Annotated in this window: 15 protein-coding genes and 1 tRNA gene; 8 read left to right on the top strand and 8 right to left on the bottom strand. The window is 35.5% G+C overall.

Going from position 1 to position 17,720, the window contains the following annotated elements:
- Window positions 1–2: 2 nt before the first annotated feature.
- From M2372_RS10720 to M2372_RS10695, 6 genes are all read left to right on the top strand, one after another.
- Window positions 3–3,173, top strand: a complete 3,171-nt coding sequence (locus tag M2372_RS10720) for an efflux RND transporter permease subunit (RefSeq protein WP_123319277.1) — start codon at window positions 3–5, stop codon at window positions 3,171–3,173.
- Window positions 3,174–3,175: 2 nt separating this feature from the next.
- Entirely contained in the window at window positions 3,176–4,273 is a 1,098-nt protein-coding gene (locus tag M2372_RS10715; RefSeq protein WP_123319276.1) for an efflux RND transporter periplasmic adaptor subunit, read from the top strand.
- Window positions 4,274–4,288: 15 nt separating this feature from the next.
- Complete coding sequence (locus tag M2372_RS10710) at window positions 4,289–4,825, top strand: TlpA disulfide reductase family protein (protein ID WP_123319275.1); 537 nt, start codon at window positions 4,289–4,291, stop codon at window positions 4,823–4,825.
- Window positions 4,826–4,830: 5 nt separating this feature from the next.
- On the top strand, window positions 4,831–5,427 hold the full coding sequence (locus tag M2372_RS10705; RefSeq protein ID WP_123319274.1) for a TlpA disulfide reductase family protein: 597 nt from the start codon (window positions 4,831–4,833) through the stop codon (window positions 5,425–5,427).
- Window position 5,428: 1 nt separating this feature from the next.
- The gene (locus M2372_RS10700; RefSeq protein ID WP_123319273.1) at window positions 5,429–5,884 is read left to right on the top strand and encodes a DsrE family protein; all 456 of its coding nucleotides are present in this window, start codon (window positions 5,429–5,431) and stop codon (window positions 5,882–5,884) included.
- A gap of 265 nt (window positions 5,885–6,149) precedes the next feature.
- Window positions 6,150–6,800 (top strand): SDR family NAD(P)-dependent oxidoreductase, encoded by a 651-nt coding sequence (locus M2372_RS10695; protein WP_228455695.1) that lies wholly within the window; start codon window positions 6,150–6,152, stop codon window positions 6,798–6,800.
- 342 nt (window positions 6,801–7,142) lie between these two features.
- Here M2372_RS10695 and M2372_RS10690 read toward each other — a convergent pair whose 3' ends face one another.
- From M2372_RS10690 to M2372_RS10670, 5 genes are all read right to left on the bottom strand, one after another.
- Window positions 7,143–8,198 (bottom strand): ATP-grasp domain-containing protein, encoded by a 1,056-nt coding sequence (locus M2372_RS10690; RefSeq protein WP_123319271.1) that lies wholly within the window; start codon window positions 8,196–8,198, stop codon window positions 7,143–7,145.
- A gap of 260 nt (window positions 8,199–8,458) precedes the next feature.
- A tRNA-Arg gene (locus M2372_RS10685) sits at window positions 8,459–8,533 on the bottom strand.
- Between the two features lie 462 nt (window positions 8,534–8,995).
- A complete protein-coding gene (locus tag M2372_RS10680; RefSeq protein ID WP_123319270.1) occupies window positions 8,996–9,769 on the bottom strand; it encodes an alpha/beta hydrolase in 774 nt (257 codons plus the stop codon).
- A 405-nt stretch (window positions 9,770–10,174) separates the two neighbouring features.
- Window positions 10,175–12,967, bottom strand: a complete 2,793-nt coding sequence (uvrA, locus tag M2372_RS10675) for an excinuclease ABC subunit UvrA (RefSeq protein ID WP_123320081.1) — start codon at window positions 12,965–12,967, stop codon at window positions 10,175–10,177.
- A gap of 7 nt (window positions 12,968–12,974) precedes the next feature.
- Window positions 12,975–13,115, bottom strand: a complete 141-nt coding sequence (locus tag M2372_RS10670) for a hypothetical protein (protein ID WP_185018790.1) — start codon at window positions 13,113–13,115, stop codon at window positions 12,975–12,977.
- Between the two features lie 489 nt (window positions 13,116–13,604).
- On the opposite strand from M2372_RS10670, the gene M2372_RS10665 reads away from it, so the two are divergent.
- Window positions 13,605–15,416 (top strand): TonB-dependent siderophore receptor, encoded by a 1,812-nt coding sequence (locus M2372_RS10665; RefSeq protein WP_115969165.1) that lies wholly within the window; start codon window positions 13,605–13,607, stop codon window positions 15,414–15,416.
- Between the two features lie 71 nt (window positions 15,417–15,487).
- Window positions 15,488–16,204, top strand: coding sequence for a DUF2490 domain-containing protein (locus M2372_RS10660; protein ID WP_115968804.1), 717 nt, complete (start codon window positions 15,488–15,490; stop codon window positions 16,202–16,204).
- On the opposite strand, the gene M2372_RS10655 is transcribed toward M2372_RS10660, so the two are convergent.
- The 3 genes from M2372_RS10655 to M2372_RS10645 all read right to left on the bottom strand — a co-directional run bounded on the left by M2372_RS10655 (window position 16,201) and on the right by M2372_RS10645 (window position 17,688).
- Entirely contained in the window at window positions 16,201–16,647 is a 447-nt protein-coding gene (locus M2372_RS10655; RefSeq protein ID WP_165852161.1) for a phosphohydrolase, read from the bottom strand. The genes M2372_RS10660 and M2372_RS10655 overlap by 4 nt on opposite strands.
- An 81-nt stretch (window positions 16,648–16,728) precedes the next feature.
- The gene (locus M2372_RS10650; protein WP_115968802.1) at window positions 16,729–17,064 is read right to left on the bottom strand and encodes a YegP family protein; all 336 of its coding nucleotides are present in this window, start codon (window positions 17,062–17,064) and stop codon (window positions 16,729–16,731) included.
- A gap of 168 nt (window positions 17,065–17,232) precedes the next feature.
- A complete protein-coding gene (locus M2372_RS10645; protein WP_123319269.1) occupies window positions 17,233–17,688 on the bottom strand; it encodes a hypothetical protein in 456 nt (151 codons plus the stop codon).
- Window positions 17,689–17,720 lie beyond the last annotated feature (32 nt).

Genomic DNA, 17,720 nt, shown 5'->3' with positions numbered 1-17,720 from the left:
ATATGAATCTTATACGGTTTGCTTTAAGAAAGCCGATAGCGATAATGGTTTTAGTACTGGCTATTGGAATTATTTCTTTCAGCGCAATAAAAAAAATAAAAGTTGATATTTTCCCTGAGGTCGAATTGCCTTCAATGTATATTGCAATGCCTTACGGAGGATTATCACCCCAATATATGGATGGCTTTATGGCCAATGAATTTCAGAAAGTTCTTTTATTCGTTGGAGGTGTTAAAAATATAGACTTCAAAAGTGTTCAGGGATTAACCCTGATGAAACTTACTTTTTACCCCGGAACAGATATGGCACAGGCTGCCGGAGAAGTATCGACGCAGGTTTCCAGAGCGATGGGGTTTCTGCCTCCGGGAGCAGTACCTCCAATGGTCGTGCGTTTTGATGGAAATTCACTTCCTGTGGGACAATTAGTATTTGAAAGTGATAATCATTCCGTTACAGAACTGCAGACAATGGTCTTAACTAAAATCAGGCCTATGTTCGTAGAAATTCCGGGGATCACTGCTCCTGCACCTTTTGGAGGAAATATCAGATCCATAGTAATCAATATTGATCCTCAAACAATGCAGAGTAACGGTTTGAGTCCTGAAGAAATTACAATGGCAATCACAAAAAACAATCATCCTTCACCAGCTGGAAATATAAGAATTGGAGAGACTAATTATATGGCGCCAGTCAATTCTATAGCAAAAGATCCTTCTGAGTTTTTAAATATTCCTATTAAAACTGAAAATGGAAGAACTTTATACGTGGGTGATGTTGCCAATGTGCAGGATGCAGCGGATCAGACTGTAGGTTATGCTTTGATTAATGGAAAGCGTTCTGTATATCTGCCAATTATCAAAAAATCAGATGCATCGACTTTATCAGCTGTTGAAAATCTTAAAAAAGCACTCCCTAAATTGAAAGATCAGCTTCCTGATGATGTGAATGTAAGATATGAATTTGACCAGTCAAAGTATATCGAAAGGTCTCTGTCTAATCTAATTCACGAAGGGGTTTTAGGAGCATTGTTCACAGGATTGGTCATTATTCTGTTTCTTGGTGATTTAAGAGGTGCTTTAATTGTTGTATTTACTATTCCGATTGCTGTGCTGGCTGCTGTAAGTGTACTTTATTTTTCAGGCTATACCATCAATATTATGACATTAAGTGGGTTAGCCTTGTCGATTGGGATTCTTGTGGATGAAGCAACAGTTACCATCGAAAATATTCACCAGCATATGGAAATGCGGAAAACTAAACCACAGGCTATTTTAGATGCTGTTCTGGAAATATCCGTTCCTAAGTTATTGATTCTGCTTTGTATTTTGGCGGTGCTGACCCCAGCATTTATAATGACCGGAATTCCGAAAGATATGTTTCTGCCTCTTTCCTTAGCAGTTGCTTTTGCAATGATTGCTTCATTTTTGGCTTCACAGACCTTCGTACCTATCCTGGCTAATTGGATGATGAAAAATACACATTTAAAAAAGCACGCTGGCAAGGACAGAAGCTTTTTTTACAAATTCAGAACAGGTTATACTCACTCAATGAGAAGATGGTCTGCAAAAAGTTTAATGCTGTTCTCAGGCTATATTTTGGTGAGTGGATTGGTAATTTTTTTATTAATGAAATCAACAGGAACGGATATAATGCCTGTTTCTGAGTCGGGAGATTTTCAAATCAGAATTGATGCTCCTGAAGGAAGCAGGCTTGAGAAAACTGAAGATCTGATTAAAAATATATTAGCTGATATCACAGAAATAGTCCCTAAAGATGGCATCGATATCAGTTCGGCTTATGTCGGTTTACAACCTGCAGGTTCTCCCATTAACCCTATCTTTTTGTTTACCAATGCAACGCATCAGGCTGTTTTACAGGTGGCTATTAAAAGGGAATTGTATGATGGCTCTATGGAAGATCTCAAAGAAAAGATCCGTAGAAATATTGCAAAAAAATATCCTGAAGCTAAAATTAATTTTGAACCAATGGAACTGACGGAGAAAATCATAGGGCAGGGCTCCATGACTCCACTGGAAATAAAAGTGGGTGCGGCTAATCTAAAACTCGCAGTCCAGCATGCCAATAAAATAAAACAAAATCTTAGTGATGTTCCTTTTTTGAGAGATGTAAGAATTGCTGAACCGCTTCAATATCCAACCTTACAAATCAATGTAGATCGAAATTTAGCAGCTCAATTTGGAATCACTATGCAGGATGTTACCAGAAGTCTTGTGACAGCAACGTCATCGACCAGATATACCGATAAAAATCTGTGGGTTGATCCAAAGTCAGGTTTGGTATTTCAGACTCAGGTTCAGATTCCAGAGGGGATTATGAATTCTGAAGAAATGCTTAAATCACTGCCTCTAAAAAAAGACAGTCCAAGACCAGTGCTTGAGGATATTGCGACCATCAAGAAAGTTACAGCCCCTGCGCAGGTAAATAGAAAAGGTCCGATGAGGTATGTTACGATTTTGGGAAACACCTATAAAAAAGATCTGGGATCGGCTTCCAAGGCTGTCAAACTGGCTATTGAAAAAGCGGGGAAACCGCAGAAAGGTGTTTCTGTATGGACAGAAGGAAATCTTCAGCTGCTTGACGATACATTATCAAGCTTAGGTATTGGTTTGGTCGCAGCAGTATTGGCTATTTATCTGATGCTGGCTGCATTTTACCAGTCGTTTAAAGTTCCTTTGGTGATTTTGTCTGTGATTCCTTCTGTACTTGCGGGAAGTATGATTTTGATATTTATAACGGGAAGTACTTTAAATCTTCAGTCTTATATGGGAATTATTATGTCTATCGGAGTGTCGGTTTCCAATGCCGTTTTGCTGGTCAATCAAGCTGAATTCTATAGAAAACATTACAAATTAAGCTCAGTACATTCTGCACGAATGGCAGCAGCATCAAGACTTAGACCTGTTCTGATGACTGCATTGGCTATGCTGGCAGGAATGATTCCGATGGCAATTGGTCTTGGTGAAGGTTCTGAACAGGTGGCACCGTTAGGTAGAGCGGTAATTGGGGGAATCATTGCTTCAACCATTACTATTTTGATGTTTATTCCTCACTTCTTCTCAGGCGTAATGTCAAAAACAACGCTTATCAGTCCTTCACTTGATCCGGAAGATAAGGAAAGCAAATATTATGTACAATCAAACTCCTCATTATAATTATGAATACAAACGAAATCAAATATTTAAAGTATATAAAATTAAGTCTTTTTGCCTCTGTTTTTTTAGTATCTGTCGGATGCTCAAAACAGGAAATAGAAAAACAGGCTAAGTCATCAGATAAACCAAAAGTCTCCTATGAAACTGTAAATGTCAAAGAAATGAATCCTGATTTTACGATTTCTGTTCCGGGCGAACTGAAACCTTATGAATCAGCTCAGCTATTTGCAAAAGTTCAGGGTTTTATAAAGAAAATCTATGTGGATAGAGGATCAATGGTAAAGAAAGGACAGTTATTAGCGATCCTTGAAGCTCCTGAAATGAATCAGGATTATCTTGCTGATAAATCTTCTCAACAGAAGATGTACACGGACTTTCTTTATAACAAACAGGCTTATGAGAGATTAATGGATGCGGCAAAAACCAAAGGGGCAGTTGCTGATATTGAATTGGATCGTGCTAAAAGCCTAATGGAAAGTTCCAGATCAGCTTATGAATCGTCTAAAGCAGGAGCGGGAAGGAGTTCTCAAATGAACGAATACTTGCGTATTACAGCGCCATTTAATGGAGTGATCACGGAAAGAAATCTTTCAGCTGGAGCTTTAACAGGACCGAATACAGGCATTCCTATTTTTAAAATTGCACAAAAAGAAAAGCTTCGTTTGACCGTCTCTGTACCGGAAAAGTATGCTTCCTCAATCAGTCAGTCAACAAAAATAAATTTTACAGTTAATTCGATTCCGGGGCAATCTTTTGCGGCAAATCTTTCTCGTGATTCTCACCTTATCGACGCTGAGAACAGAGCATTAACGGTAGAATTTGATGTTGAAAATAATCCACTGCTTAAAGGAGGAGAATATGCGCAGGTAAAGTTGAATCTTAAAAGAAATATCCAGACACTTTTTGTACCTGAAAAGAGTATTATTCAGTCACAGCAGGGTGTTTTTGTTTTGTCATTAAATGATAATGAAATCAAAAAGATTCCAGTAAAAGAAGGAATTACGTCCGAAAATATGACAGAAGTTTTCGGTGATCTGTCGGTTAATGATAAAGTACTTAAAAAACCTTCAGAAGAAATTAAAGAAGGAAAAATTAATTAATAAAAATATTTCACAATGAAACAGACAATAAAATTAAATGCAATCTTAATCTTTGGTTTTATATTCTTTCAGAATTTCGTTTTTGCGAATGAAAACGAATTGAAAAATAGTGATGGAAGTTCAGAAACAGTATCATCCATAACAGGTGATGATCTTATTTTTGTTAATGAAAAAAGAGAAAAAATAGCGTTAAGCGATCTGAAAGGTAAAGTGGTTTTTGTGAACTTTTGGGCAACATGGTGCAGGCCATGTGTTGAAGAAATGGCATCAATCAATGAATTAAAGAAAAAACTGAAAGATAAAGACATCGTTTTTGTAATGCTGAATATCGAAGCCGATTTGGAAAAAGCCAAAAACTTTATGGTGCAACGAAAACTGGATCTTCCTGTGTATGTTGTTGGAAAAACTATTTCGCCAGACTTGTTTAAAAATGTAGTGCCTACAACTTTGATTTATAATAAAAAAGGTCAATTGGAGGGAAATATTCAGGGAATGACGGATTTTAATGATCCTAAAATTTATGAAGCCTTAAAACAATTATTAGAAAAGTAGAACTTATGGAAAATTTAAAAAATTGGATCAGAAAAAACGGGTTAACTTCTTTACTGGTTTTGATATTTGTTGTACTTCTTGTCAATAAAGATGCAAAAGCCTGGCTAATGTGTCAGGTAGCTTCTACTGGAGTGCTGAATTCGAAATTTTCTGAAACTAAAGAAGAGAATTCAACTTTTAGCGAGAAGGAAAACATTAATTTAACAGTAAGAAAAGAAGATGGAACAGTTGTTAATACTTCAGATTTGAAGGGTAAAGTTGTGTTTATTAACTTCTGGGCATCGTGGTGTCCGCCTTGTCGGGCAGAGTTTCCATCTATTCAGGCTTTTTATGAAAAGTATAAGACAAATCCTGATATCATATTTCTAACAGTAAATCTGGATGATAATCCTGAATTGGGTAAAGTTTATCTCGCTGATAAAAGTTTTACTGTTCCATTTCTTATTCCTGAAGGTGATATTTCCAATCAATATTTTAGCGGATCACTTCCAACAACAGTAGTATTGGATAAAAGCGGGCAAATCCAACTTCATCATCAGGGATTGGCTGATTACAGTAAAGAGTCTTTTTATCAACAGATTGATGAACTTTTAAGAAAGTAATATGAAACAAGGTATCAAAATAGCAATGCTGATTTTAGCATTGGTTGCGGTTAATATCAATGCACAAAAATCAAGTATGGAAGAATTTCAAATCGCTAAAGCAAATCGAAAATCATATCAGGCAATGTATGTGATCAACGAATCAGATAAGACTAAAATGGATGCTGTCATCAGAAACATTGGAAACGTTCTTGAAGATCCACGCCTGAAAGGTAAACTTAAAATCGTCTTACTGGCTTTTGGAGGCGGAGTAGAAATTTTCAAAAAAAATAACGCTTACTCATCTCAGTTGTTGTCCCTTAAAGAGAAAGGTGTCATCTTTTTACAATGTGAGAATACCTTACAAGAAAGACATATTTCCAAAGAGGAATTGTATGATTTTATACATTATACACCCTCCGGAAACGGTGAAATTATTCTTAGGAAGTATGAAGGCTGGGCTATTGTGAAGCCATAATATATTGTATCATAAGAAAGCCTTTCACTCGAAAGGCTTTCTTTTGTAATATTAGATACTGTCATTTTAATTTTATTGCAAGTATTTCGCTTAATCATACATAATAGTCTACTTTATCAAATTGTTTATGGTGTTTTTTGCAGAAATCACAGCTCCCTCCATGTATCCCGAAAATTCAGGAGATGTTTCTGTATTAGAAAAGAAAAGTTTGTCATTTAGATATCCGAACTGAAGGAGCGGGTGTCCATTGTTTTGGTGCGGTCTGGTGATCATCTGTTTAGAAAACGGTAAACAAGCTGTTGAAAAGCTTGCTTCTGAAGGATTAGTTAACGCCGAGGCAATTCAGCTCGACGTTACTGATGAAGATTCGGTGAGAAATGCACGAATTGAAATCGGTAAGAAAACCGATGTTTTGGATATATTAATTAATAATGCGGGAATTAATGCTGATGGTATTGCAGAAGATGCGACAGCAGCAAGCGTAGAGAATTTCAAAAAGATCTACGAAACCAATGTGTATGGAGTAGTGCGAGTAACAACCGCATTCGTTGACATATTAAAACAATCGCAGGAGCCACGTATCGTAAATGTAAGTTCAAATATGGGTTCTTTAGCTCTTCATAGCGACCCTAATTCTCCAAACTACGGCTATAAAGCTTTTTGTGCATATTCTTCTTCTAAATCGGCTTTGAATATGTATACTATACATTTAGCATATGAACTTCGTGATACACCATTTAAAGTAAATGCTATTTGTCCGGGCCTTACAAAAACCGATCATACTAACTTTTTTGGCGGAGATGTTGTGATTGCAGGACAAAGAATAGTAAAGTACGCTTTATTAGATAGAGAGGGAGTGACAGGTAAATTCATCAGCGAGGAATTAAATCCGGAAACAGGCGAAATTCCTTGGTAACAAATAATAAAAAAAGTCGTCTTACCTGAGGGCAGACGACTTTTTTGCATTTCAAACTATTGATCTTGATATACTTTAATTTACAATCTTAACTATTGATCTTTTTTTTTTACTAAAAGATACCAATTCTTAAACTTCCACTCCGGAAATAGAATGTCCCATTCCTTTATAAATGTGAAATTCATTATTATAATGATGAGTATCAAGCCATTTTTTTGCGAAACACAGCTTGTTAGAAAAAAAGAGAGTAAAGTATATAGAAAATTTTTCATAAATTTTTGTCATATAATTAAATGAAAAAGACTTTTTTAGATAATAAAAAACACTTTTGGTGATTCTAAATTATGAAATACTCCATTTTTGATTTAGCATATTTAAAATCAAATCATCGAAAGTCCAACCTATTTTTCTTGCAGCAATAGCTGTCAAACTATCCTGATCTTGCCTTTGGGGACGAGAGGGACCTGTCATATTAGGTTTCATATTTAAATCAAATAAAAGAAAGTCCCCGTTGGAATTTGCCCTACAATCAATACGTATAGGTGCTTTTGCACAGACGATACCTGCCGCTTTTTCACATTCTAAGATTGCTTTTTGAATCGTTGTCGTATTTATTTCTATATCAGTCAAAACAGAGCTGTTATTCATCACCGCTACAGTTCCGTTGTATGGGGCAATCCCATTTTGGTGATTGAATCTTTTCACTGGCGGAAGAGACCAGTGCCTATCTTTTTTTATAGATTTATTATTGATTAAATATTCTCCTGGTGGCATAACTGTAATAGTGATTTCTTCACCTTGAAGAAACTCTTCTAAATATAAAGCATTACCATACTGATGAGAATCAAACATATTTTTGATAACTAAGCTTAACGAAGGTTCATCATTCACGCGAGAAACTCCCTGGCTTCCTCTTCCGCGGATAGGTTTTGCAACTACAGGGAAAGGAAAGGTTAAAGCAAAATCATTATAATTGTCTTGCGTAATCAGTATAGATTTTGGAATTGCTATTTGATGTTCTCTTAGTAAGATATTGGTTTGCCATTTGTTATCAAATTTCTCTGCATCTGCAGGTATTTGTCCAACAACCGAAATACCTTCAGAAATAAACTTTTCGATTGGATGATGTGTAAAGAGGACTGTATTCAACCACAATATATTAGCTCCTTTTTCTATCGCTTTCTCAATACCTTCTTTAGTATCGGGGAAAACCCAGTCAAGATCATTTTCTACCTTTGGATCCTCAACAGACGTGATGACATTAATGCCCGAGTTACGCAAAGAGTATGCAATATCGGCTCCGCTGTCAGCATATCCGCTTGGTTTCATAGGTTTTTTAATACCATCTATCACAGGTGGATCCTGTGCCTGGTATAAGATTGCAACATTTTTACTCATCTTGGTTATTTATAGTGTATAAATACTGATACAAATTTATTAACTCTAACAGTACTAATGGCTGAGTTATTTAAAATTTAAGACATTTTTAAGTTGTGAAAATGGATAATTAAAGTTTTAAATAAATTTATGCTGGAAAAGCTGCCAGACAGCTTAACTTTTAATAGACCGTCCAACATTCCGAACGGTACTTTATTTTCATCGACATCATAAGTGATACCGGGTAAGAATGCCCGATCAAAAAAGCCTTTGAATTTTGCTGGTAGCCCTACCAAGAATCGAACTTGGATCTAAAGTTTAGGAAACTTTTGTTCTATCCATTGAACTATAAGGCCTTTTGAAAAATAAAAATACAAATTATTCTTGTATATATTTTAAATCAATACGTTAGTTTTCCATCATAGATTATACAAATGTTTGTATATGTTTTTTTAAGATTTCGAGATTGAATAGATGGGTGGCTTTTGGTATTTGGAATCTTTAGAATAAAAGAATCTGCCCTTTAGAGGCAGATTCAGTAGATAAGACATCTCATTTTTTTAATTAGACAACAATAAAAAAGCACAGCCGACAATGCTGTGCTTAAATTTTTATTTCAAATTTAATTGCAATTTCAAGAGTAGTAAGAAAAGCAAATAAAGTTTCCACTTCGATGTTTATTACATAGTAAATGTAGTAATATTTTTAATACGAAATGTGAATTTAATGTTAAAATTCACAAGTTATCCACAATTTGTTGTGGATAAGTTTGGGATTATTCTCTCATTATTCTTTCAGAAGAAAAGAAATGTCTACAATTACTGTTCATTCAGGTATTTTATCACAAAATCATTCAATATTTTCTTCTCTTCATCACTGCCTTTATTATCCATATGACTATGATTGATAGTGGTTGGCTGTATCGTTATGTGATATTTTTTCTGTTCTTCTTCTGTAGGTAAAACCCCTTCATCAGCAGGATAATCATTGGAACGTAACGAATAGATTTTAGGAATACTTGTCCTCGGAAGGAACATCCTCCGGTTATCCATCGCAATGATTTTATAAACCAGATTAGGGTGCTGATTTCCAAATAAAGCCACCATATCGCCACCATTGGAATGCCCAATTAAAGTAAGGTGCTTATAATCCAGATCCGGTTTTGTTTTTTTAAGCTCATTCAATACATATAATATATTGTCGGACCCATTTTGCCAGAAAGGTCTTCTTACCATTTGGAGGTTGCCTTCCACAGGCAGGGGAGCGTCTGTGGTCTGCTCATGCTGAATACTCACTGTGAAATACCCTTTTGAAGCCAGCGTTTCCGTTAAATAAGAATACACAAAATAATCTCCACCTTTATTGAAGCCATACCCATGATTAAAGATAATCACTTGCTGATTCTGAATTTTCTTATTGGTTTTAGGCAGATAATATGCCACCGGAATCTTACGGTTTCTGCTTGGGTCAAGTAAAGTTAATGTATCCCGCTTCACTTCATATTCACTATTTGAAGTTATATTTTTCTTTACAGAGCAGTTGAGAAGGAATAAAAGAGAGGATAAGGGAATGAATCTTTTGATATATTTCATCTTAAAACAGGCTATATAGTTTCTATAGATTTTGATTAAAAAAAAGCAGTGGTTTTCTTTTTTCTAAGATAAAACTTTTCCTCTATAATGATCATATTCATTTTGAAATACACAGAAATGTCAGGTAATTCTGGCTTTTGATGCTATAAGTAGAAAGAATTTATTTGCCAAAAGATCGTCACGAATTCATGAATATTCTTATTTATTATGCATAAAACTTATCTGCCTGCATGATTTAAAAAATAATTTAATTTATAGTATAAATAGGGATTTTATACAAGTCCATAATGTAAAAGTCGCTAAAAATATTCGTGCATTCATTACAAATAAAGAGTGCCCTAAAAATCGTTGATTTTCCCGAGCCTTAAAATCAAAACAGAGAGCTCAACGGCTCTCTGTCTGTATTTATTGTTCAAGTTTTTCCTTGATGTATTTTGCAGTATAAGATTTTTTATTTTTCGTCAGATCTTCAGGAGTTCCGGCAAAAACAACCTCACCACCATATTTTCCGGCTTCCGGACCAATATCAATGATATAGTCTGCACATTTGATAATATCCGGCTGGTGTTCAATAACAATCACCGAATGTCCAAGGTCTATCAGTGCCTGTAATGATTTCAACAGCTTTTTAATATCGTGGAAATGGAGACCTGTAGAAGGTTCATCGAAGATAAATAATGTTTTATCTGTAGTAACCCCTTTTACAAGGAATGAAGCCAGTTTCACACGCTGTGCCTCACCACCGGAAAGGGTAGAAGAGCTTTGCCCCAACTGTAAGTAGCCCAATCCGACTTCCTGTAAAGGTCTCAGTTTGGTAACGATCTTTTCTTCATTATTATCCTTAAAGAATTCCAACGCTTCATCTACAGTCATGTGAAGAATGTCTGAGATACTTTTTTCATCAAACTTTACTTCAAGAATTTCACTTTTGAATCGGGTTCCTTTACAAACTTCACATTCAAGTTCAATATCAGCCATAAACTGCATGGAAACATTGATCACTCCTTCACCCTTACATTCATCACATCTTCCGCCATCTACGTTGAAAGAGAAGTGTTTCGGTTTGTAGCCCATCATTTTAGCCACTTTCTGCTTGGCAAAAAGATCACGGATGTCATCATAAGCTTTCAGATAGGTTACAGGGTTTGAACGTGACGATTTTCCTATTGGATTTTGATCAATCAGTTCAATATTTTTAATAAGTTTCTTCGGGAATTCTACAGAATCATAATCTCCTTTTTTACCACCCATTCCCAGCTGGATCTGAATGTCATTGGTAAGGATTTCCTTCATCAGAGTCGACTTTCCACTTCCTGAAACTCCTGAAATAACAACCAGACTTTCCAAAGGAAGATCTACATCAATGTTTTTAAGGTTATTTTGGCGTGCTCCTTTAATGTGAATCCATTCTTTTGCTTTTCTACGTTTCTTCGGAACTTCTATTTCCAGTCTTCCTGTAAGGTATTCTGAAGTAAGGGTATTGGCTTTTTTAAGATCTTTATAATCTCCTGCAAATACAAGTTCTCCTCCCAGATAACCTGCTTCCGGGCCGATATCAATAATATAATCTGCAGCACGCATGACATCTTCATCATGTTCCACCACAATGACAGTATTTCCCAGGTCACGAAGATTTTTTAATACTCCGATGAGGTTTTCCGTATCCTTGGAATGCAATCCAATGGAAGGCTCATCTAATATATAAATGGAACCTACCAAAGAACTTCCCAGGCTGGTGGCCAGGTTAATCCTCTGACTTTCCCCTCCGGAAAGGGTATTGGAGGTTCTGTTTAATGTTAAATATCCTAAACCTACTTTTAATAAAAACTCCAGGCGGGTTGTAATTTCGTACAATAGTCTCTTGGCAACTTCCTTATCGTGATCAGACAGTTGTAAACTGTTGATTAGTGGTGACAGTTCATCTAAAGGAAGTTCAATCATGGACTGAATATTATATCCGTCTACTTTTACCCAGCTTGTTTCTTCACGCAGTCTCAGTCCTTCACACGTTGGACAAAGCGTTTTTCCTCTGTAACGGGAAAGCATCACCCTGTACTGAATTTTATAAAGATTTTCTTCAAGCATTTTGAAGAAATTGTTGAGACATGGGAAATTACTTTTACCATCACCTTTCCAAAGGAAATTTTTCTGTTCTTTGGTCAATTGATGGTAAGGCTTATGAATAGGGAAGTCCCCGGCCTTTTTGATAAAATCTTTTTTCCATTCGCTCATGGTTTCTCCCCTCCAGCAGACTACAGCGTCTTCGTAGATGGATAATGTTTTATTAGGAACCACAAGATCTTCATCTATTCCGATTACTTTTCCGTAACCTTCGCAGGCAGGGCAAGCTCCATACGGATTATTGAAACTGAAAAAATGGACATTCGGTTCAAGGAATTCCATACCGTCCAATTCAAATTTATTGGAAAATTCTTTTACCTTTTCGGTATCTGTATTTTTTAGAGAACAGTAGCCGCGGCCTTCATAAAATGCCATCTGAATAGAATCTGCCAGTCGCTGTAAAAAGCTCTCATCTTCCTCGTATGAAAAACGGTCGATCACAAGATTGATCTTCATGCCTTTTTCCGGCGCAAATCCAAAACTTTCAAGATCTTCAATTCCAGCTACATTTCCATTGATCTCTAGTCTTGTAAAACCTGCCAGTTTTAAAATATTTAAGGTTTCCTTAAAATTGTCAGCATCATATTCCAGAGGAGCGGTCAATAAAAAGGAAGTATCTTTTTTAGAGGCTTTAATAAAATCAATCACATCGGAAACTGAATCTTTTTTTACTTCTTCTCCGGAAACAGGAGAAAATGTTTTCCCGATCCTTGCGAATAAAAGCTTCATATAATCATAGATCTCCGTAGAGGTTCCTACAGTAGAACGTGGATTGGATGAAATTACTTTCTGTTGGATGGCAATAGATGGTGCAAGCCCTTTAATATCATCCACTTTAGGCTTTTCTAATTTTCCCAGGAACTGGCGGGCATAAGAGCTCAAACTTTCTACATATCTTCTTTGTCCTTCTGCATAGATGGTATCAAAAGCCAGGGATGACTTTCCACTTCCTGATACTCCTGTAATAACAATCAATTTATTTTTTGGGATCAGGACATCTATATGTTTCAGATTGTTAAGATGGGCATTCTTAACGAAAATCTGTTTTTTAATATCTATTTCTGTAGTATCAGCCATATTTTGTTTATTCATAAAAGCAACTGTACAGCGTTGTAAGCAGCCAGTCTAATGGTGTTTCCGGAACATTCCGGATGTCATCAATTGAACTTTCAAATTTGTTTTCTGATTCATCAGCCAGAGGCAAGGCATTAGAAATGGTGCTCAAAATGCAGTTGAAAAAGAAGACTTCTGTCGAAAAATTAAGACCCACAAAATTACGAAATTTTTAGCGAAAATTATAAGCTTTTCCTATGACTAAAATTGTATATAAAAAACAAAAATTGGTGTTTTGATACCACAATATTGTACTCAAAAAAAGAATATTTAAGAAGTTTTTTGTGGAATTATTCTGTATTTACCTTTTATTTTTATTGAATTTCAAACAGTTTCACCTGCTTTAATATGTTTTTTTATTCAGGTATTGTTTTATGTTTTAAAATTATTTAAAATTGTATTCATAAATATGTAATATAGAAATGAGAAAATTATTCAGAGATCTAGTTACACATTTAATGAGAAAAAGATAGAATTACCCCCTCACAAAAAACATAGACGCAGCATTCAGCCGCGTCTTTTTTTATGACAAGTATCATTTGCCTGTCTTCATGAACTCCCTTACTTTTGATCCTTGTTAAAAGAAACTACGGAAACGATTATGATCAAAAAGATAGGAAGTGTTTTTTTTCTGGGATCTCTGCTTTGGGCACAGGCACAGGAAAAGACTACAGATATTGAAAACATAGAATTTCAGGGGAAATTTATCTCCACACCTTATAAAAGTGCCAACCAGAATATCACTGTTATTACAAAAGAAGATATTGCCAATGCTCCATCTAAAAGTATTGATGAAATTCTTCAGCAGGTTCCGGGTATGGACATCAGAAGGAGAGGATCCAATGGAGTTCAGAGTGATATCAGTTTCCGTGGAAGTTCCTTTGAACAGGTTCTGTTATTATTGAACGGAGTAAGAATCAATGATTCTCAAACAGGTCACAATTCCATGAACATTCCGGTAGATCTGGAAGATGTGGAAAAAATTGAGATTATAAAAGGTCCTGCAGCAAGACGTTTTGGGCAAAATGCTTATGCAGGCGTCATTAATGTGATTACTAAGCCCGGAATAGGGAAGAAGGTTAAAATAAGTGCTGAAGGCGGTGATTATGGTTCCTATGGTTTAGGCTTTAATGCCCAGCTGGGAAATGAGAAATTTGCGAATACCCTTCAGGCCAATACTTCAGGATCAGAAGGGTATATGTATAATACCGATTACGAGATCAGAAACGTATTCTATCAGGGAAAACTGAATATTAAAAACGGAGATCTGAGACTTCAGGCCGGTTTTTCAGAAAAAAAATTCGGTGCTAATGGATTTTATGCTTCCAAAAATGCTGTAGACCAGTATGAAGAAATGCAGGCTTCTATTGTGAGTATTGCTCATCAGCAGACATTCGGAAAGCTAAAGATTAATTCTAACATATACTGGAGAAGAGGGCAGGACATGTATCTTTATACCAGACAGAATCCTAAGGGTTATAGGAATATGCATATAGGAAATAATGTGGGTGGTGAAGTGAATTCCAGTTATCAGTGGGGATTGGGAACTACCGGAGTAGGTGTAGAACTGAGAAAGGAGTTTTTGGTGAGCAGCAATTTAGGAAATCCGAACCGTTTTGTTTCCCAGGTTTTCTTTGAACATCATTTTTCTTTATTAGATAAAAAACTGAACATTACCCCGGGAATCTCGTGGGCTAATTATTCTAAGGAAGGAAATTTCTTTTATCCGGGACTGGATGTAGGTTATAATTTCAATCCTAACAATAAAATATACGGAAATATTGCAAAAGTACACCGTATACCTACTTTTACAGATCTTTATTATGTAAGTCCACAGGAGCGCGGAAACCCGAATCTGCTGCCTGAAAATGGAGTTTCATCCGAGGTGGGATACCAATATCAGGATCAAAAGATTTTAGCTAAAATCAGTGGGTTTTTGAGAGATTCAAAGAATTCTATTGATTGGGTTAAAAAAGATATCAATGATAAGACATGGGCTGCCGAAAATGTAGGGAACATCAAAATCAAAGGAATAGAAGCAGAAGTAAACTACAAAATGAACAATTGGCTGAAGCTGATGGCAGGGTATACCTATATTGATGGTAAATTTCAGAAATCCAATGAATTTGTTTCAAAATATATTATGGATAATCTGAGACACCAGTTCATCGGTAAAATGGAAACAAAATTCCTTGGTTCTTTCACGAATGAGGTTGTTTATCGATACAATCAGAGACAGAGTTTAGGCAGCTATCAGCTTGTGGATGATAAATTAAGCTTTAGCAGAAAAGACTATTCCGTCTATGTTCTGGTAAATAATATTACCAATACGAAATATACGGAAGCTTTTGGAGTGGAAATGCCACAAAGATGGTTCCATATTGGTTTTTCTTATACAATTAATATGAAGTAAGTGTTAATTCAATATTAATGAAAGTTAATATTAATAAATTGTTAAAAAAATTACATTTGCAAAAATTTTTTATGAAACGTTTTTTAGGTTTAGGTCTACTTCTTAGTCTTTCTTTCTTTAAAGCTCAGGAACATATTTCCAGCTTCAATGCAGTGACTTTAACCTATAAGTTTCATCCTAAGTTTTTCTTATACGGAGAAGGCCAATTGCGAGGTAACGAAGAATATTCGTATCCGGATTATTATGAAATAAAAGGAGGGGTAGGATATAATCTTACCAAGAATCACAAACCATTTGTGGGACTTGGAAGATATGTTAACTATAAAGATCATAAATTAAGCAGGGAAGAGTTCAGGGTATGGCTTCAGGATGTCATTGACATTAAAAAAGGCATCGTGAAATTTGAAAACCGTTTCCGTGTGGAAAAAAGCTGGTTTTATGAACCTCAAAGCGATAATACTTCTCAAAGGATGCGTTACCGTTACCGTCTGAATGTAAGCGTACCTTTAAACTCCAAAACTATAGAGAAAGGAACTGTTTTTGCCAATGCTTATGATGAGATTTTCTTCGTAACCCCGATGAAGCCTACTTTTGCCAGAAACAGAGTCTATGGTGGTTTCGGCTATCAGATCGATGATTATTTTGGAATAGCAACCGGATATCTTTGGCAACGTGAATTTGAAGCAAAAGGAAATAAAAATCTACATTTTATTTATCTGGCTCTGAATATCAACATTGATGATACCGGTCATCATGTAAAAACGTACGATTTCCCTGGTGCAGATTAATACTTCTCCACCAGATAACGATAAGCTTTAAGGTATTTATTAAACCTTTTAATGTCCTTAGGAGTAAGCTCTCGGTTTACTCTTCTAAGGTCCATATTATCACGCAGATCGTTTATCTTTACGGCAACAGAAAGCAGAGATCTTTCTGTTCGTTTAATGAAATCATCATAATCCTCTTCCGGATCAAACTTGGTAAGGCAGCTGATTGCAAAGATCATGTATTCCGGAAATCCTTCGCTTCTTAAATAGTCCAGACTGAATTCTACCGGATGATCTTCTACAACATCATGTAATACCCCAACAATTTTTTCATCGATTGTTTTACCGTATTCCATTACACGCATCACATGTCCTATATAAGGAGCATGGTATTTGTCCGTTTGTCCTTTATGAGCCTTATCGGCAATCTTTATTGCTTTATTTAGTAATTCTTCTTTTGTCATCTTTTCTATCAAAATAGAGTACAAAAATAAAAAATGCCTTAAAAAAATAAGACATTTTTATTGAGATTATTTAAGATTATTCTACAAATCTGTTTGATCCTCTACAGAGGCGCTGGGAGCATTGTTTTTTACAGATTCTATCCCGTTTTCCATGCCGTTATCAGTTTCATACATCTGGCTTGTTCCAATGATCTGCCCATTTCCGGCCTTAAGATTAAAGTAACATCTTCCATCTCTGGCGGTATTCCTTTCATATTTGGCATCTTCCTGTGAATTGGTTTTTACAGAATTGATTCCGTTTTCGCAGGATGGTTTTGTACCGTATCCCTGACTTGTTAAGATGACCTGACCGTTTCCGGCCTTAAGGTTGAATTGAAAATCGCCACTGGCTCTTTTAGAAATAATAAATTTTCCCATAGGTTTGTATTTTGAATTAATGGTGTTTAGTTATAATAAAATTAGGAAAAAAAATATTAAATCATCTGTTATTCAGTCTGTAATTGATTTATTAAAGCTGTACTTTTTTATAAATATTTATAAAACATTTTTTCTGATAAAAAGAACGGAGTAATTACATAGCAGATTTTAATGAATATTTAATTTTGAAATAGAAATGATTTTTCTGTCCGGAGCCAGTCTAAATTCAAAATAATCATCTTCATTATTTTTTAAGTCTTCAAAAAACATATCCTGCGATTGTAGTTTGTCTGTAAAATATTTGAAATTTGTTGATAGTTGCAGCTCTTTATTTACTGATGATACACATTGAATGCTATACATGGCTTCACAATGTTCATTATTACCACTGATATCACTTACTGATGCTGTTCCGATAAGCATAGATGCACACCGGAACTCCAATAGACTGTTTTCAGCATCTTTTTTTATATGTATATTGGTTGCATATACAATGGTTTCGTTGTTATTTATCTTTTCACAGGCGCATATCCCTGTCTGCGGATTCGATTTATTGATGCTTTTTGATTCCTTACAGTTACAGGCTGAAAGTAGGAGAGCGGCGATGAGTAGAGTTGTTTTCATAATTAATGACTGTGGATAAAAACCTGGTTATA

Source organism: Chryseobacterium sp. BIGb0232 (assembly GCF_024810195.1).
In the GTDB taxonomy this organism is placed as follows: domain Bacteria; phylum Bacteroidota; class Bacteroidia; order Flavobacteriales; family Weeksellaceae; genus Chryseobacterium; species Chryseobacterium pennae.
The sequence above is the reverse complement of the archived record's forward strand: the minus strand, read 5'-3'. Positions and strand labels throughout refer to the sequence as shown.